General features: G+C 45.6%; 23 protein-coding genes and 1 pseudogene. 5 read left to right on the top strand and 19 right to left on the bottom strand.

All coding sequences use genetic code 11. The annotated features are described in order from the left end of the window. Nucleotides 1-312: 312 nt before the first annotated feature. From IQ268_RS12050 to IQ268_RS12040, 3 genes are all read right to left on the bottom strand, one after another. Nucleotides 313-663 (bottom strand): hypothetical protein, encoded by a 351-nt coding sequence (locus IQ268_RS12050; protein ID WP_193878815.1) that lies wholly within the window; start codon nucleotides 661-663, stop codon nucleotides 313-315. 9 nt (nucleotides 664-672) lie between these two features. Then, the gene (locus tag IQ268_RS12045) at nucleotides 673-1,098 is read right to left on the bottom strand and encodes a DUF6220 domain-containing protein (RefSeq protein ID WP_193878813.1); all 426 of its coding nucleotides are present in this window, start codon (nucleotides 1,096-1,098) and stop codon (nucleotides 673-675) included. A gap of 231 nt (nucleotides 1,099-1,329) precedes the next feature. Next, nucleotides 1,330-1,998, bottom strand: a complete 669-nt coding sequence (locus IQ268_RS12040) for a DJ-1/PfpI family protein (protein WP_193878811.1) — start codon at nucleotides 1,996-1,998, stop codon at nucleotides 1,330-1,332. 98 nt (nucleotides 1,999-2,096) lie between these two features. Between IQ268_RS12040 and IQ268_RS12035 the strand changes: the two genes are divergently transcribed. After that, complete coding sequence (locus IQ268_RS12035; protein ID WP_193878809.1) at nucleotides 2,097-2,843, top strand: LuxR C-terminal-related transcriptional regulator; 747 nt, start codon at nucleotides 2,097-2,099, stop codon at nucleotides 2,841-2,843. A gap of 293 nt (nucleotides 2,844-3,136) precedes the next feature. On the opposite strand, the gene IQ268_RS12030 is transcribed toward IQ268_RS12035, so the two are convergent. Then, nucleotides 3,137-3,625 (bottom strand): GNAT family N-acetyltransferase, encoded by a 489-nt coding sequence (locus IQ268_RS12030; RefSeq protein ID WP_228035285.1) that lies wholly within the window; start codon nucleotides 3,623-3,625, stop codon nucleotides 3,137-3,139. 313 nt (nucleotides 3,626-3,938) lie between these two features. On the opposite strand from IQ268_RS12030, the gene IQ268_RS12025 reads away from it, so the two are divergent. Together IQ268_RS12025 and IQ268_RS12020 are read left to right on the top strand one after the other, a co-directional pair. Next, complete coding sequence (locus tag IQ268_RS12025; protein WP_193878805.1) at nucleotides 3,939-4,700, top strand: red chlorophyll catabolite reductase; 762 nt, start codon at nucleotides 3,939-3,941, stop codon at nucleotides 4,698-4,700. Between the two features lie 76 nt (nucleotides 4,701-4,776). Then, on the top strand, nucleotides 4,777-5,706 hold the full coding sequence (locus tag IQ268_RS12020) for an NmrA/HSCARG family protein (protein ID WP_339383273.1): 930 nt from the start codon (nucleotides 4,777-4,779) through the stop codon (nucleotides 5,704-5,706). 185 nt (nucleotides 5,707-5,891) lie between these two features. On the opposite strand, the gene IQ268_RS12015 is transcribed toward IQ268_RS12020, so the two are convergent. Beyond that, the gene (locus tag IQ268_RS12015) at nucleotides 5,892-6,041 is read right to left on the bottom strand and encodes a hypothetical protein (protein WP_193878803.1); all 150 of its coding nucleotides are present in this window, start codon (nucleotides 6,039-6,041) and stop codon (nucleotides 5,892-5,894) included. Nucleotides 6,042-6,181: 140 nt separating this feature from the next. Between IQ268_RS12015 and IQ268_RS12010 the strand changes: the two genes are divergently transcribed. Further along, on the top strand, nucleotides 6,182-6,514 hold the full coding sequence (locus IQ268_RS12010) for a hypothetical protein (RefSeq protein ID WP_193878801.1): 333 nt from the start codon (nucleotides 6,182-6,184) through the stop codon (nucleotides 6,512-6,514). Between the two features lie 300 nt (nucleotides 6,515-6,814). On the opposite strand, the gene IQ268_RS12005 is transcribed toward IQ268_RS12010, so the two are convergent. The 3 genes from IQ268_RS12005 to IQ268_RS11995 form a co-directional block, all read right to left on the bottom strand. Then, nucleotides 6,815-7,792: an alpha/beta fold hydrolase gene (locus IQ268_RS12005; RefSeq protein WP_193878799.1), complete on the bottom strand. Its 978-nt coding sequence runs from the start codon at nucleotides 7,790-7,792 to the stop codon at nucleotides 6,815-6,817. Between the two features lie 291 nt (nucleotides 7,793-8,083). Beyond that, nucleotides 8,084-8,689, bottom strand: a complete 606-nt coding sequence (locus IQ268_RS12000) for a pentapeptide repeat-containing protein (RefSeq protein ID WP_228035284.1) — start codon at nucleotides 8,687-8,689, stop codon at nucleotides 8,084-8,086. Between the two features lie 708 nt (nucleotides 8,690-9,397). Beyond that, nucleotides 9,398-9,961 carry a Uma2 family endonuclease gene (locus IQ268_RS11995; protein WP_193878797.1) on the bottom strand — a complete coding sequence of 188 codons (564 nt, stop codon included), beginning with the start codon at nucleotides 9,959-9,961 and terminating at the stop codon, nucleotides 9,398-9,400. A 973-nt stretch (nucleotides 9,962-10,934) separates the two neighbouring features. Here IQ268_RS11995 and IQ268_RS11990 point away from each other — a divergent pair. Continuing rightward, a complete protein-coding gene (locus IQ268_RS11990) occupies nucleotides 10,935-11,246 on the top strand; it encodes a hypothetical protein (protein WP_193878795.1) in 312 nt (103 codons plus the stop codon). Here the strand turns inward: IQ268_RS11990 and IQ268_RS11985 are convergent. The 11 genes and pseudogenes from IQ268_RS11985 to IQ268_RS11935 form a co-directional block, all read right to left on the bottom strand. Beyond that, nucleotides 11,243-11,857: a DUF1877 family protein gene (locus IQ268_RS11985; RefSeq protein WP_193878793.1), complete on the bottom strand. Its 615-nt coding sequence runs from the start codon at nucleotides 11,855-11,857 to the stop codon at nucleotides 11,243-11,245. The genes IQ268_RS11990 and IQ268_RS11985 overlap by 4 nt on opposite strands. A 173-nt stretch (nucleotides 11,858-12,030) precedes the next feature. Beyond that, complete coding sequence (locus IQ268_RS11980) at nucleotides 12,031-12,399, bottom strand: nuclear transport factor 2 family protein (protein ID WP_193878791.1); 369 nt, start codon at nucleotides 12,397-12,399, stop codon at nucleotides 12,031-12,033. 126 nt (nucleotides 12,400-12,525) lie between these two features. Further along, the gene (locus IQ268_RS33375) at nucleotides 12,526-12,981 is read right to left on the bottom strand and encodes a GFA family protein (protein ID WP_370584657.1); all 456 of its coding nucleotides are present in this window, start codon (nucleotides 12,979-12,981) and stop codon (nucleotides 12,526-12,528) included. A 161-nt stretch (nucleotides 12,982-13,142) separates the two neighbouring features. Then, complete coding sequence (locus IQ268_RS11970; protein WP_193878789.1) at nucleotides 13,143-13,421, bottom strand: BrnA antitoxin family protein; 279 nt, start codon at nucleotides 13,419-13,421, stop codon at nucleotides 13,143-13,145. A gap of 189 nt (nucleotides 13,422-13,610) precedes the next feature. Then, complete coding sequence (locus IQ268_RS11965) at nucleotides 13,611-14,123, bottom strand: GNAT family N-acetyltransferase (protein WP_193878787.1); 513 nt, start codon at nucleotides 14,121-14,123, stop codon at nucleotides 13,611-13,613. A gap of 183 nt (nucleotides 14,124-14,306) precedes the next feature. Further along, nucleotides 14,307-14,648, bottom strand: coding sequence for a DUF5615 family PIN-like protein (locus IQ268_RS11960; protein WP_193878839.1), 342 nt, complete (start codon nucleotides 14,646-14,648; stop codon nucleotides 14,307-14,309). An 18-nt stretch (nucleotides 14,649-14,666) separates the two neighbouring features. Continuing rightward, on the bottom strand, nucleotides 14,667-14,999 hold the full coding sequence (locus IQ268_RS11955) for a DUF433 domain-containing protein (RefSeq protein ID WP_193878785.1): 333 nt from the start codon (nucleotides 14,997-14,999) through the stop codon (nucleotides 14,667-14,669). Nucleotides 15,000-15,080: 81 nt separating this feature from the next. Beyond that, the gene (locus tag IQ268_RS11950; RefSeq protein WP_193878783.1) at nucleotides 15,081-15,665 is read right to left on the bottom strand and encodes a hypothetical protein; all 585 of its coding nucleotides are present in this window, start codon (nucleotides 15,663-15,665) and stop codon (nucleotides 15,081-15,083) included. A 113-nt stretch (nucleotides 15,666-15,778) separates the two neighbouring features. After that, complete coding sequence (locus IQ268_RS11945) at nucleotides 15,779-16,036, bottom strand: hypothetical protein (protein WP_193878781.1); 258 nt, start codon at nucleotides 16,034-16,036, stop codon at nucleotides 15,779-15,781. Then, a pseudogene (locus IQ268_RS33370) lies at nucleotides 16,023-16,295 on the bottom strand (BrnT family toxin). Before IQ268_RS33370 ends, IQ268_RS11945 begins: the two are co-directional and overlap by 14 nt. 19 nt (nucleotides 16,296-16,314) lie before the next feature. Next, nucleotides 16,315-16,827: a hypothetical protein gene (locus IQ268_RS11935; protein ID WP_193878779.1), complete on the bottom strand. Its 513-nt coding sequence runs from the start codon at nucleotides 16,825-16,827 to the stop codon at nucleotides 16,315-16,317. Nucleotides 16,828-16,947 lie beyond the last annotated feature (120 nt).

Genomic DNA, 16,947 nt, shown 5'->3' with positions numbered 1-16,947 from the left:
TGTATCAAAAAGGTCGAAAAGTTGCTGAAGGTTTCAAAGCCAATATGAAGATTGTCTTCGACGAGCTTCTACCGCAATGGAATTACACAGCCAAACCAGAATTACAGGTTATTTAATTCACGATCCTTAGTAATGTCGAGTCTTACTTTTTGCGTGTGTAGGAGGATGACGGGCGTGATTAAACTATGCAAGATTACCTGCTGCTGATTCTCATCCGCAACAGAGCCAATTAACGATGCGATTGGGCACAAGCCGGACAACGTGAAGCGTGAGCTTTTGAGGCTCCAACAGGACTGTTACGTTGCGCCCTGTTTACCTCAGTGTTCGGTGGGTCTGGATCGTTGTTTGAGCAAGTTGCTTTAGAGCGTGATCCCAATGCTTAACATCACTTGCAGCGATCGTCTCTAGATTCTCAATGCGCTGTTTAAGCTCCTCCAGGGTTTCAGATGGCAATAGAATGTCATGTCGGTCGTAACGCAACTTTCTCAACACAACGATCGTGCTGGTTGTTGCACCAAATACAATTGTTGCTGGCAAAAAGAACACCTTTCGAGCGTGTCCCCCACCATTGAGCAAAATAGAAATTAAGAGCATCGCTGTTGCATAGGCCCAAATTCTAGAAATAAGTGTGACGCGAACGTCTCTCTGATTTGAAATGGTCACAAGTTCCTCCTAAGAGTTAATGACAGCATCTGGCTTGTTAAACAGCTCACGCGATACACGATGTACAAGGCTTGAAGACACATAGAATAATGTGAAGCCAATCAGTGGGTGAAGCACTTCTAAATGAAGCGGAGTTTTGAGAAGAATGCTGCAAAACTGGAGTCCCAGCAGCACGGGCAGGCTGGCAGCAAGCGAGCGAATGGCATTTGAGAATGGAGCCGTTAACGCCCCTACCAGCACTATTAGCGACAGTCCGCTATACCCCTGCACAAGTCCGATATGAATATTCCACCAGGCAGGATCGGTGAAAACTGCTAATCCGACGGTTAATAGTTGGGCAATGAGGCAAAGGTTAAATAATACCGCGATCGCCAGAAGTCCTTTTTGAATCCAGCGTCCAGGTAATTTAGGTTGCTCAGGGTGAAGGTTTATCATCACGATCGAGATCAGTTCTAAACATTAATTTTGGAGATGCGCGTGGATCGCTTGTTCGTAGTTACCTTTAAAAAAGCGATCCGTGCTACTAGAATTGCCCCAGGGCGTGTTTTAAAACTCCTGAGTGCTCGGTTACATTGTGCTTTTCGCCCCCTAAATCCCCCAAAATTGGGGGACTTTGAATCGTTCAAAAGTCTATAGAGTTGGAACTTCCGGGATTTAAAACACGCCCTAGCTTGCTGCTACTAGATTGGACATCATACCCTGCATCAATAACATCGCCTTCTCTACCAACTCCGTCCCCGCTTTTTCTGGCGAGCCGGTATCAAATGGCGGGGCGGGATTGTACTCCAGTAATAGTTGGATAATCTTGGCGGTTTCCTCACCATAGAGGAGGCTGGCGATCGTCAAACCAAAATCAATACCCGCTGTTACACCGCCACCCGTAATCCGATTGCGATCGACCACCACCCGCTCGCTGCTCACCTCAACGCCCAATGCAGCGAGTTGTTCGCGAGCGGCCCAGTGAGTAGCTGCCCGGTGGCCTTCGAGCAATCCTGCTTTCGCCAGAAGTATCGATCCGCCGCAGACAGACGTGATAAATTTAGCCGTGCGCCCCTGTTGACGAAGGAATGCTAACATCTCTGGATCGTCTTCTACCGCTGGCATTTCTAGACCGCCACCGACACAGATCACATCCAGGCGTGGGCAATTTTCAAAAATAGTATCGGGCAAAACCATCATTCCATCATCGGTTTTGACTGGATCGAGTGTTTTCCAGATCCGATGAATCTGGACACCAGGTAGCCCGCTAAAAACCTGCTGTGGGCCGAGGATATCCAGTGAGGTCATGCCAGGATAAAAGACCAAACCAACGGTGTGCTTTTGTAAGTTAGTCATGAATTCATCTCCTGTGGCGATTGCCGTTAAAGCTATCCTTATACTAGGAATGGCAACCCACTGCGACTAGTCCTCGATCGAGTACTCTTTTCACCACCATGACCCTTTCCTTGAAGCTGTTATTTGAAGGAATTTACCAGGCAGAGGATGAAGACCGCTTGCGATCGCACCTTGCGCCAAAGATTGGTGAGTACTTTGCTGCCAAGCGATCTGGAATCTTTTTCTTTGACAAGCTTTTAGCCGACCAAAAGCTTCAAACCGTTCTAAACCTTGCCCTATCGCTTGAACATAACCCTGTGGCGCGTTACATCGCGGAACGCCATACGCCCGTTCATGAAGGATTGGTGACAACACCTAAGGCTTGGAAATTAATCTGTCCGCGTCCAGATCACTGGCATGTGATGGCAGGGCCGATCGTCGATCGCGGTCAAGTAGTGGGTTCAGTGGGCTGTACCCGTGAAAAATCAATGCCTGCTTTTGATACCCAAGATTTAGCCGATTTGAGTGCCATTTGTTTGCATCTGTCTGCTTGGACTGCAAGTGCACGACTTACAGGCAGCACGACGTTGCAACCTCAACATCAATCGTTTAGCACCAGTCGGTTAACACCGCGTGAGTTACAAATTGCTGACCTGGTCGCTTTGGGGCGAACCAACGCAGAGATTGGGACTGAACTTTGGATTACCGAGAATTCCGTCAAGCAGGCTTTGAAGCGAATGTTCCGTAAGCTAAACGTTTCGTCGCGTGCAGAAATGGTTGCACAGATCTCTACCACACAGCTCTATTCTTCAAGTAACAGGCCATCTCCATCTGGCCTGATGCCGAACTCTCAGAGGATGTTTTAAAAGTTTGATTAGTTACCCGATAGGTGTAGGGGCGAAGCATTCGGTAGACAATGTCTCGGTTGTTCCAGCCATCCTGATTCGTAGCTTGCTTCTCGCAGAGTATGCTTCGCCCCTACCGAGACGTAAAAGATACTTGTCAAACACCCTCTCACCAGTAACCGTTCGCCTGCGCCTTCACCGATTCAACTAGCCGCATAACGGTTGAAGTTTAGTGGCGGCAAGTAGCCTCTACATCCCTGTAAGCACGTTCTATTTCCCTGTTACAACGATTTGTTAGGCAGTTAACTTAGAAACTACAGTATTGACTTCTGCCAGATTGCAACATCAATATACTTGTCAAATTTATATCCCACTTTCTTCAAAACACCAATTTCTTCAAACCCTAAATTTTGATGTAACATCGTACTTTTTAAGTTTGGCAACGCAATCACGCCAATGAGTTCTCGAAATCCATGTTTTTCTGCCGATTTAATTAACTCGTCATACAAAGATTTTCCAAATCCTTTTCCAATACTCTCTTGTGCCAGGTAAATAGTTAATTCCACTGTATGGTTGTATGCAGGACGGGAACGAAATGACCCATAATAGGCATATCCAACAATCTCTTGATTAAATTCCCCCACCAACCAATCATGTTTTGCGACCTTCTCCTGGACTCGTTTCTTCATTTCCAGGGGACTGATAGTTTCCGTCTCAAACGTTATAGTCGTATTTGAGATGTACCAATTGTAAATTTCAGTAATTCTCATTATGTCGTCGTCTTTGACCCGTCTTATATTCATTGCTCTTATACGCTACGAGAAAAAGCAAATGAGCCGAACGTGATAAAGATATTAACGTGACTCTTTATGTCTAACGGCTAAGTTGAGCGGCAGCAATCGCTTCCTATCCCACCGAACACCTCTCATAAGTCCGCTCCAATGATAGGTTAAACCAGAACGCAAATCTGATCGTTGCACTATTACAAAACACTTACAAAACATTATGTAAGCGCGATCGCACCCTTTCACCTGGATCTCAATTTAGTGGTGAATGGTTCGATACATCGCCTCCAAAACTACAATTTGATCAGTAGTTAACCTTTTCAAAATCACAATGACTTCTCCAATTGACCTGGATCACGCCACCTTGTTTGTGCAATTGCAAAGCATTTTGAGCGAGTTGTATGAAGAAGTAACCCAACAGCTTACGATTCTGCCCCAGCCAGAGCAACCCCTTCAAAACTTTAGTAGTCCCGATCGCACCGTTACAGGTACGCTTTTGGCCTTTACCGGAGAGGAACTAGATTGGCTGGTTTACTCCTGGTTTAATGCTGCTCAAATGAGATTTAGCAACATGCGCCTGACTCTTTGGCTAAGTCCATTGATTCAGGTACCCCATTTAGCATTTGAATTTGGCACAACGCCCGATCTCTTCTTTTACATTGACTACATTCCAAGAGTGGATTTATGGGCTGACTTAAACTACACCGAACGTTACTATGAATCCCTGAATCCAACCTATCTGGAGTTGCGGGATAATCCTAATTTGTCTTTGTTTGTAAGTAAGGCACTGTACGTGAGGCAAATGCAATCCCCAACGTCGCTCTGCTTTACCTGTCCGGCAACAGAAGACTCTCTTTCGTTGATTCGAAATACTGCCCATGAGATCTGTTCTCGTTGGCTAACCTGGGTTAAGCAAGCAGAACCTGTTCCTGTCGATCGCCAACCTTCACTGGCAGAGCGTGATTTACAGATGCGTCGAACGATTGCAGAACGCGATCCAGGCAATGCTGTCGCAGTAAAGATCTTCGGAGCAGAGTTGGCAGAACAGTTAATCCGCTCGTTGTGGAGCAAAGAGGCCGTACGAAGAAAGTAAGGTCGTAATACAACTCTTCAGAGCCTATTTTCTTAAAGACTACACTAGAGTTACAGAACAGTGGAGGTACGTTACCGTGAACCCTTCAGATTCTAAGTATACAGAAACCGATGTGGGTAAAGTCCTGTTGATAGGTGTGACTGGGGGAACGGGCAGCAATGCTGTCAAAGGATTGCTCGAACAAAATGTTTCTGATCTACGAGCCATTACCCGCAAGATTGACCTCGATCGTCCTTCTCTGTCCAGGCTGCACAACAGTGGGGTTGAGCTAGTTGAAGCGGATCTTGATGATGAGACTTCATTAGGAGCAGCCTTTGCAGATGTTTCAGCCGTTTACTGCCACGCAACAAGCGGAGATTCTGCCAGGCCAGATCCACAGGAGGTTATAAGGGCAAAGCGACTGGCGCAAGCGGCTAAGCAAGCCAACATCAGCCACTTTGTTTACAATTCGGCAGGAGGGGTCGATCGCAATTCTGGCATTCCCCACATTGAGCAAAAGCATAAAGTAGAGCAGATTCTCAAGCAAGCGGGTTTACCCACAACAATGCTGCGGGCTTGCTTATTTATGGAGGAGTTTTGGAAGCAATACACCCGACCGTCTGTCCTTAAAGGGTCTTTTCCCTTTGCAGTTCAGGCCGATAAGCCGCTGCATCTCATTACAACAAAAGATATGGGACGAGTAGCTGCACATGTGATGAAGCACCGTGCTCAATACGTGGGTCAAGACATTGAGCTGGCTGGAGACGTGCTGACTCCCCAACAAATAGCGGAAGCATTCTCTAGAGCACAGGGAAGACCCGTGATCTATAAAGAAATTCCTCCCTGGATTTTCTTAGTTTTATTTCGCAAATCGCTCTTTGATTTGATTCAATGGTACCGCAAGCAGGGCTATCGAGCAGATGTTCCCCGCTTACGAGAGGAATTTCCCCAACTCCTGACCACCTTTACCCAATTTCTAGAAGAAACCGATTGGGCAAATACAGCGTTGACGTATCAAGATCTGTAAAACTTCAAAGGCCAGGCACGATCGCCCTGCTCCTTAACTCCTTATCTGTGCTACTAAATTGGTCAGTTTCCATCCTTCTATTGAGAATTGAGCGGCATAATGACCACAATGAGCGATCGCAGATGATGTTCAACTTAGCACGAGCCAATGAGGTCAATCTGTTGCACTGTCTGGAACGGTTGCAGCTAAATTGATCGCTTCAAACACGGTCTACTCCGACCGCTACTGGGATGTTTTGGATTAGCGCGATCGCCTTCAATCATCAGTGCAAGACCTTGATGCGGAGCAAGATAACGGCTCAAATCAGCGGCAGCAAAGAGTCTTAAACTCAGCATAGAGGCTTACAGATGTCCGCTGCAACCGACTGGTTATGCTGCTGACTGAACCCAAATAAGATATATAGTAAAGAGTTATGTCTGAAGCTCTAGACTGCATGATATACGTTAATTGTAATAGGGAGGACCTAATAAGGTCTTTGAAAGAACTATCGAATTCAGAGGAAAGAGACGGAGTTCTTCACATTGGCAACAATGAGGTTATCGTTCTTAAAAATCTTGGATTTGACCCAACAAAAAATCGTCACGATGCCTCCAACTTTCCATATTTCCAACAGCGTGTTGAGATCTTTCACGATGAATCAAAAGAAGCTCACTTAGGAAACCAAATTGCTTTGGTGAAGCTATTACTAGAGCATTTATGGGGAAACGAGATATTGGCAGTACCAGTTTGCGATTTTGAGGAATACCTTCCTAAATATGAACACTATAGTTCAGCTTCAACTATGAGTGAATTTTTAGAAGGAAACTGAATTAAAGCCAGCCTTTGGCTCAGTCGCTCCAAACTACGAACAACTGAGATTCCATCTAAATAAATTGATTGCTTCAAACACGGTCTATTCCGATCGCTACTGGGATGTTTTGGATTAGCGCGATCGCCAATCATCAGTGCAAGACCTTGATGCGGAGCAAGATAACGACAAAACGCAGCGGCGGCAGATAGCCTTTAACTCCGCACCAGTGGCTTTCGTCCATCTGCTGTCGTGAAGTCTTAGCTGACTGGCTCACATAGCCCCAAAAAATGAAGGGTTAGCTGATTCCACTAGAAAGTGCTAGCGAGAAGAATCGATTTTATCGAGCATAATTCTCACAGCATCAACAATCACATCTGGTTGATCTACCCACACAAAATGACCACTTTTACTTGCGTCAAGTTGAAAACAATCTGTTGATAAACTACATAACTCTAAGTGCATTTTCTTCCGCAATTGATTAGCGTCTTGCAAAGGGATAAAAAGAGTCCAAAAGGACGGCTTGAAGAAAGAGCTGGCTTTAATGCTAACGATAGGCAGCGTATCAAAATGTTTAGCTATACTAACCTGACGCGCACTTTTGTCTAAATTCATCATCTCTCTAGTCATGGTAATCCAGTGCTTGGGACGACAAAAGGAATGTTTCACCCACGTGAGAGAATCTTTAGAAAAGTAACGTAACTCAGGCTTCAGTAATTCAAAGACTCTGCATACACTGAGCAATCGAATAATCCCCAGCAGTGAGCCTAGAACAGACATCACAAAGCCTGATATAAAAAAGAGCTTTAGCGCTTGCAACCGAATGGACATTTCAAGCATTCCTGTCTCATGCAGCGCATCAGTGAGTACAATACCCAAAACTTTTTGAGGAAACAAATGGGCATACAGTCGTACATTGTAGCTGCCAAACGAATTGCCGACTAGAACATAAGGCGGCTCGATTCCTGCTTGAGTTAGTAGTCTGTCTAATTCTTGTGCAATTTGCTCGCTGGTTCGAGGATACGGACTGTGGTCGCTCCACCCATAACCTGCCCGATCGTAGATACAGACTCGTGCTAACTTTGATAATTCCTCAATTAGGAAATATCCTTCCACTCCTCCTAAGCTATGGTCTAGAACAATCGTTGGGCTAGCTTCTCCTGCAACGCAAAGATGTAGGCGGTAGCCCCCCACATCAACTAGTTGACCAGGCGGCAGTTGTCGATCTTCTAGCCAGCTAGCGATCGCTTGATAAAGTGTTGTAGCAACTAGCAGAAGAATTCTAATTGAGATTAACATCGTTAAATCCTTTTACCAGCTAAAGGCGAGCGTCACCGATGGCAGATCACATTGAGACGAAACCAGAGTCTGCCAGTCTATCCGGTGCACGCAAAGGTTAGCTGGCGATCGCTGAAGCGGATGAAGTAAATGGCTGAAGAACGGTTGTTGACGAAGGAACCCCAACCTACAGGGGAGCAATCATACTTGAATAGGACTGACGCATCTCGGATGTTTTGTATGAGCAACCCTGTGCAGAGCGTCCTGAAATTGTAGGACACCGCGCGAAGAGTGCAAATCCTATTCTATTTATTACCTTCTATATACACTGTGACATCCATCTGCTGCAAGATCTCTTGGAACTTTCTCCCAGCCCAACTCATCGACTCTTGACTCAAGTGCTGCATCCAATTGAGTGCAGTCATCATATTTGATGTTGTACAGACTGGCATTATCTAGATTTGCATTGGTCAAGTCAACGCCCAAAAGCTGTGCGTTATCTAGATTAGCGCCTTTCAAATTTGCTCTCCGTAAATCAGCATCCTTGAGATATAGACCGCTGAGATCAACGCCATGTAAATCCGCTCTTTCCAACGAAATTTGGTATTGCAAATCTGAGTTAGCCAAAAACTCGATGATTTCTCGCTTAGCTCTGCGGTCAGACTCACCCAAAACAATCAAGGTTTGAGCACGTGCAAGAGATTTCAACGAGATGCTATCGCGGAGCCTGCCTCCGTTGTTCTCAGCAGCCTTTGATGTTAAGTCAGCTATTCCCACCAGGTATCCTCTCATCCTCTCTCGCTCTGCAATACTCTCGTTAAGATAAAACCCCAGACCAGTCAAGATGATCGGCACGATTAATAGCTCTAAACAGGACCAAATGAAGGTGTCTTTAATGTTCTTTCTATCTTTTTCCATAGCAGTTCTGAATCACTAAGATGAGTTGAGGGGATGGCAGGCTTCATTCGCCTTGCCAATTTAGTACTGAATTTTCGCTGTTTTCCTACTGAAACTGCCGGAGTTTTGTAAACTGAATAACGACGGAATGGGTAGTTCAAATGTAAGGAAATGATTCGCCAACAGCGTTCTGCCAGGCAAACGCACCATTGCGTTATGTTTGATTGTTCGGCAACCATTTTGATGATGCTTGTTTGATTCTGCTGGGATAGGTTTAAAGGTGCGTCATTGACGCATCCTACAAATGGCGATCGCACTGCCAAACAGGCAACCTCATGAGTGCTTTTAGACTCGCCGATACCCTTCAATGACAAGTACAAGACCTCTGTGCGGAGCCAGCTAACGTTCCGGTTGAACAGCTACAAACAAACTTAAAACCGTAATAAGAGCCTGTTGGTAATCCGCTCCGACCGGATTGTTAACAGCTTGCTCAAGTGCTGCCGTGTTAGTGGTACGAATAAACATATGAGTCGCCCAATATCCCATGTGTTACTCTCTGTTTTGCCCGCCCATAGAGTTCCCTCTAAAGGTTCTAGATTTGCTAGATTACCGATAACTCAGCAGGCTAACGGTAAAACGCAGCGGCGGCAGATAAGTTTGAACTCTAACAGATGACCTCTGTTCCGTCCGCACCAACGCAGTGTTAGCTGGCTGGCAACTACTCAAGTTTTACTCCAATAACCAAGCAAACAAATCTTTGATCGTAAGCTGTAGCCCACTGGCAAACGATGGTACAGGAACAACTTCATCTGGCTCATCCAACACTTCAGGTTCTTGCTTGGGACGATAGACAAACACGGTTTGTTCATCTGGATCGATTAACCAACCCACTTGGGTTCCATGTCGTAGACAGTGAAGGATATTCTTGGTTACTTTTGTTTGACTTTGGTCAGGAGACAGGATTTCAATTGTCCAATCTGGTGCAGCAGGAAACGTGTTGGCAACCTCTCCATTTTCATCACGGGGAATTCGGCTCCAAAGAAACACTGCGATATCAGGAACAGTTGAACGACCACCAAAGGTACTGCGTAGTTCAGGAAATGCACGAGCAATACGCTTGGACTTAATTACCCCATTAATAGCAGGTACGAGTTCCCCCTGGATCGCACTATGTTTCCCTTGAGGCATCGGTTTCTGAATAATTTGACCATCAATATATTCACTCGCAGGTTTCGTTTCTGGTAATTGCAAAAACTCCACCAGGGTCAGTGTTTTAGATGGTGTTTGTACCATTTGGGTTTACCCCCATCAGCCAAATCAGAAACTAATCTCTAGTTTACTCGGAAATGCAATGAGGTTAACTGCTCTGCCTCAATCGGCAGACTAAGTAAGCTAACGACTCGGTTTTGCTGCCGCTAAACGTTTTGAATTTATTTGAAACGTTTTAAGATGTCCGCTGCAACCGACTGTTGTACTCCTTACCGCTTAAGCGTGTAAACATGAAACTGCCAGACTTGGTCAGTGTTAATGCTGGTCAACTGCTTCCTTTTCTAGTGGAAGATCGTCCAAGATAACGAAAATTGAGCTGTGCAGTCTTTAACTCAGCCTACAGAGGTAAGTGATCGCACTCAAGAATAATTTAGATGACACACATTATGGCAATGGTGGTCATCACGTACTATGCATCCATCTACCAGGGAGCCTTAATCTTGTCACAGATCCACTTATTCCCGCACAGTACGCAACCGTTTGTTACGCACCACGTCTCACCGCCACACGGTTCACAAGTTCTAAAGCTACCATCAGTCGATGCTGTGATTACAGAGTCTACACTTTCCTGTAGGTTTTCGTTGGACGCGTCGAACCGTTTTATCGCCTCAACTGTTGATCCGTATCGTACTTGCTGCCATTCCATATAGTCTGAGGTCGATATAGAAGCTATCTCCTCACTCGACGGGTGTGCTATGACTTTGAACGCCAGATCTTCTCCTGTGACGAAAGTAGCGATATCGTGTTGAATCCCATCAATCCAAAATGAACAAACACCAGATGACCTGGTTACAATTTTCCGTACTGTACCACATGAGAATTTCAGCTCGATTCCAACTCGCTTCTCTTTTCGGTCACTGTACATAGCTTCTTCTCCTTGGAAAAGATTGATTTCATTGTATTACCTGCCTTTAGGGTTGTTATTACCCTTGAGGGTACTTGTATGTATAACGACCAAAATCAGTGGTTGAAATGATGTTCAACTTAGCATAAGGGAATGGGTCAATCTGCTGCATTGACTGGTTATCTTGATATCACCTCCGATGGCGTAGCCTCTTCTTTGGAGAATCGCCCTCACCCTTTACCCGAACCACTTCACCGATCGCCTTTAATCACCTATCTCTGCCACAACTATCTGGAACGGCTGCAACTTCACCGATCGCCTCAAACACGGTCTAAACCGAGCGCTACTGGAATGTTTTGGATTAGCGCGATCGCCTTCAATGACAAGTGCAAGTCCTTACCGATCGCTCTTGTCCCGCCGTTCCAACGCAGTGTTCGACAGCGTCATCCCGTTGAGGAACTTTAACCCATGAAAGCCAGTACGCCTTCATCATGCTCAGCAATTGAATCATAGAAGGTTTTGAGTTTCTCAAGATCCTCCTTTATCCATGTGAAGTAGTTCTCATCTTCATCACCACGAATCTTATATACTCCAGCTTCATTCATCTTGTAAGGGTTCCAATGACCATGAAGCATTGCTGGGGTTACTGCCTTGAGGTTGTCTCTAACCTTCAAAACCTCTGTTGGGTAAAGGTAACGAATTGGAAAACCGATCGTTGTTTGTGTTTCCTCATTTAATACCTCACCTCCAAATATTGCCTTTTCAACCCATTGAGACCAGTCTCGTTCCTCTCCCTTGCGCCGTCGCTCTGACAGCAAGTAATAGAGCGTATCCCATCTACGACCAAGATAGAGGTTTCGATATTCAATTCCTAGATACTGTTCGAGTGACTGACGCGCCTGGTAAATAAAGTCAACGATGTGTTGTTCATAAATGCGATCGTCCAATTGCTTTTGGGTTGTCAGAGCATACGATTTGAAGAACTCAAGGTTAGAGCCAATCCGTGGCTCATGACGGGCTCTTTCAAGCAGATTGCTGCTTTCAGGCATTGCCTGGTAGTGAATGTCTAACCCCATGCTGCTTCAACTTCGTAGTGATATCTGACCCGTAGTTAAATAGCGGTCGTTCGACCAGATTCACCTGGCCGCACGAACCCACGCAAATGAATCGACCAACACCGTGTGCGCGGCTCCGGTGCAACCGCTAGTTCGGCGCTTCTCTCAACGCTTCTCTGGCCTCGGTGGGAAAATTACCCCTCGTTTGGAGTATCTATAAATGCGTAGAGTGTCGTAAGCTTCCCGTCCTTGATGATACCGATGTCCTCACCGGTTATCCGGCGCGGCTCCTCTGGCGGCCCATATATCCATGAAAGCCGCCCGACCCCATGCTGCCCCTGTGCTGGTCTATCGACAGCAAACTGATACCTCGGGAACTGCGCCAACAAGCCACCCACCGTCTCATCGATTTCCTGTCGTCCGCGATGAATGCCTTCAGGAGCGACAAAAACGCAATCGTCCGCCCAGAGTTCGGCTATTACTTCGCGTCGGTTCGCAGCATTGTTGTTATTGAACACCTCTAAGAGATTGCGCTCAAGCAGAACTTCGATCGTAGTCTCCATATCTCTTTCCTGTATCTCAACTCTACGTAAGCACCGAACGCCCAGCTCAGCGGGCAATTGAATCGCAGCGTAAATTGCTCCGCTGCCGCTAATTGTTGTGCTGCAATATATTCTTCGATGCTGTGTTTAGTGTTGTTTCTGCGCGTATTCTTGGAGAAGCTCCGGAAACTTTTCCTCCGGTGGAAACTTACAGAAACTATGCACTGCACCGGTAAAAGCCCACTCCAGCTTTTCATCCGTGTAAGTTTCAATGAATGGCTTGTAGGTTCGAGAGTCCTCTAGCATCGTTGAGCGTACATTTACAAAATCATCCATACCTTCGGGGCGTGTGAATAGCCAGCTCATACAATGCCCGCAGAAAAAGTGGCGCGTGCTCCCATGTAGTCCACCGATAATAGGCTCCCCGGATGTAATTGAGAATGCATCGCTCGGAAATAGCGAGCTCAAGCTAAATGCGCTAGACGTCATTTGCTGACACCCTGTGCAGTGACAAGCCATTGTGATCATTGGCTTTGCGCTAACCTCAAATTCTACCTGCCCACAACGGCAATGACCTTTAACCTTATGTGATGTACTGTTCACTATACTCTACCTCCAAGTTCAATATGGTCAGCGCTTTCACTCATTCCGATCCCAGGAGTTGACGGCAGGACATTGTAGGGTACATAACGGTGAAGTTGAGCGGCAACCAATCGCCTCAAACTCCTCACCAAAACTTTTCGGCTGTCCGCTCTAACGCAGAGTTAGCTTGCTTGTCGATCGCCATTGTTCTCAATATAACGACGCAATACTAAGTTAATCAGCGCTTTGTACTCTGCGCCTTGAGACTGAAACCATGCCATCACATCAGGATCAAGCTGAATTAAGGTATGAGCTTGGGGTGCTGGAACTCGCAAAGTAGCCTTTTCAAAAAACTCTTCGGTCAAAGGCGGAATGTCAGAGTAATCAATGTCCTCATCCGTCATTGCTTCTAATGCTGTCCAGTTAGTACGTGAGGTATTGCTCGAATCGTTTGCGTTCATATTGGTTTGCCTTTCGTGCTGAAATAACTCTCTTTACATCCTTCCCCGTTGGGAAATGAAGATGTCCTAGAGCTTTCGCCTAACTAAGGTCTAGCGGTCTAACGGCGACATTCACCGGCTGTCAAAGCCTCTCAATTCTAGCCGATCGCGCTCAACAGTCCGGTGCAATAAAGGGTTAGGGTGCTGACACTATATCCAATCTTCAACTGTTAAAGCCCACCGTTCGTGATCCTGCCATTTTCCATTAATTTTTAAGTATCGTCGAGAGAAGCCCTCCTTCGTGAAACCTAATCGCTCTACTAAATTAATTGAATTCGTGTTTTCAGGTTGGATATTGGCTTCAACTCGATGGAGGCCGAGTGTATCAAAAGCATGATTGATCGCTAAACGAATACCTTCCGACATCAATCCCTGACCTGCAAAATTGACATCAACGTAGTAACCTAGATAGGCATTTTGAAACGCTCTGTAAAAGATTTGACTCAAATTTGCCACTCCAACAATCTTATGGTCAGTTGAATGGCAAATTAGCAAACCTTCAAAGTCGTCATTCTGACAACGACTAATATAAGTTCTACATTCTTCTTCAGTAAGGGGCGGAGAAGACCAGGGAAAATGCAATTCCCTGCTTCTTTGATGAAGAGATACCAATTCTTGACAATCTTCTTCGGTTGGTTTTCTGATAAAGACGCGAAGTGACACGGAGGTTTTTGGCTCTGCAATCGCTACAAAACATCAACTCAACTGTAACTTTAGAGAGGCAACTTAGAAGTACTGTCCTCATCCAAGGGTAAAGCAACCCAACGGTGATAACTTCGAACTTAGCACCAGTAGCTTTCGACCGTCCGCTGCCACGCAGTGTTAGGTGGCGACAACTACTTCTGTCTATCGTAGAGGAAGAAATCTTACTTGTCCTTCCCACTCTCCTTCAAGGCTGCACTCCGCAATCAAGATAATTTCCTCTATCGCAACCCCTACTGGAACACGACGGCTCACCTCAAATAATCCAGGCATACGCAATCCAGCTTGGATGCGTTCATATGCAAAAATTGTCATGGTAGCAACATCATGCGTCAAGACAATTCGTTTTTCTTGGGCTGCCCATTCTAAAACGGTTGGGTCATCCACTCCGGACAAACCGACATCTTGAACACGCACAATATCAACATCTGGACTTTGACGAAGAATACCCCGCACAATTTGGTTGTTAAAATTTTCATCAGCCAGGAATCGAACCGTTGCAGATCACCTGGATTGATTCTGCCTAGCAAGTAAGCGATCGCGTATTCCAACAGGATTGAAGCGTTGTTCAGCCTCTCGCCGAATCAAATCTGCCTGCTGTTGACGTTCTTCAAGGTAGGTATGCACCTCATCTCGATGTCTAAGGTAGTAACCGATAACCAGGTAGATATCTGGCAGTTGTAGCGATGGATACTGCTCCCCTATCTCCTCTGGCGTACATCCCTCAAGAAAAGCAGTCACGACAGTATCTAGAGTGACGCGAGTTTTAGCAACCCGTACAACACCCTGAGGATCGGCCTCTATTGGGGCAGGTTCAAGGGCAATTGCTAGAGTCATAGATTTTATCGAGCCTCCTGCCTTCTATGGTAGCAAACACCCTAAGAAGCTGAAGCCTCTCTGATTCATGGGATTAGCCTGCTAGTTCTTTTTATCCTCATTCTGCCCTTTTCCCCAAGAAGAGCGTAAGACCCCACGCAGCCGTAGAGCTTCAACAAAGAGTGGTAGCAATAAAAGTGCTGCAACAACTGTCAAAATGATCTGACCAACTTTCCCTGGCAGAAATACACCAACCGCATAACCTGCCAAAGCGAGAACAATGTAAACAATTACAAAATCTAGCAGGATTAGTAAAGGAGCAGAAAACCTTGGATCTACAAGAATCTGGATATTATTTCCATCCGAATGATCCAAATAGATCCAATGACCTTGAGATTCTTTCAAATGTTCTATTCCAGTTTTCTCTTGCAGTTTTTGAGCTTCTAACTCGATTTTATGAATCTCTACAATTGTTTTGCGAATTTGCAGGAATGCAACTGGGATACCAAGAACTGCTGTGATGGCAGCAACCGCACCAGCAACAACTTTGACAGAGGTATCAAGATTGCTCCAGAAATCTGCACTTGTTGTTTGTGCCTGAGCGTAAACAGGTTCATACGCCAGCAGTACTGACGTGACCAGTGCTATAGCAAAAGGCAGCCCAAAACAAGTGCCCGCTTTTTTCACGATACCAAATGACTAGCAGACAACATTAGATGTACGCCCCAACAGAAATCTTAAGACACCTAACGGCAAAACGCAGCGGCGGCAGATGACCTTTAACTCACCACCAGCCAATCTCAACTGTCCGCTGCATTTGAATTGTTAGCCTGTGGTTTTGGGATAAGGGCTTGGTTATCATGCATAACTCTAATCAAAAACCGTAAAGCCTCATTGACTGCATCAGCGTCAGGAAACATCGCTGCGACATCGGGTTCTAAACGGACTGTTGTTTCACCAAAACTTCTTCGTCCAGATCCCAATTTTCTGACTCGTAGGCTCTTTAAGTCATACTCCGCCCGTAAATCATCTTCCATTTCTGACTTATCCCTCTTCATAGGTTTCTCGCTCGGTTCGTGTCACTTGTCTTGCGCTAATGATGCGTATTGAATCGCCCCTTTCGGTATACGACACAATCAACAATCGTCCTCAGCTTGATTGTCCAACGATAAGATAACGCTCCTCGTCCTCAGAATGGTCTGGATCGTAGAAGTCAACATATAGAGGATCATCAAAAACAGTTTTTGCCTCCTCAAATGAGACTCCGTGCTTTGATAGATTGCGTTCTGCCTTGTTCTCATCCCAGTTAAACTGCATAAAGCCATTGTATCCTTACCTACCTAACCGATTGCACGTTTTGGTCTGGAAGGGATTTAATTGCACGACAAAGATCAGGGAGCGACACAATAGCTATCCACGTGTTAGAACCTTGATTGCCAGAGAGAATAAGATCATGGACAGTATTATCCGCAAAAAAGCCAGCCCTGTAGGGATCTGCATGGGCGATTTTGTTCAATGCTTCTCTAAGTAGCAGAGGCTCGAAGCCAGTTCTTCCACTGCAAGGTGGTTGATAGCTACTTAATGTAGCCGAGACTTCACTGGTGCTGGCAGAGCGTTTCAAAGCACCAACAGTTACACGAATCGAAGGAATGGCACCAAAATCTTGTTCTGATCGGATCGAAAGAGCTAGAACTCGTAATATTTCAATACCCCTTTCAGAAGATTCCTGTAATATTTTCTGCCGATTTTGTTGATCTAGATTCAATCCATTTATGTAAACATCTCTAAAATCTTGACTGAGTACTTCTAACTCCTCAGCACATTCATGAAATGTTCTTCGTTTCCACACTTTAAAGTTGCCGTCCCTACATCAAAAAATCCTTTATAGCACAGGGTTTCTAAGCAGGCTAACGACGGAGTTGAGCGGTGACAAGTACCTTAAAGCCGAATCAAGAACCCTCATCCATCC

It is taken from the genome of Oculatella sp. LEGE 06141 (genome assembly GCF_015207605.1).
Lineage (GTDB): Bacteria > Cyanobacteriota > Cyanobacteriia > Elainellales > Elainellaceae > Oculatella.
The sequence above is the reverse complement of the archived record's forward strand: the minus strand, read 5'-3'. Positions and strand labels throughout refer to the sequence as shown.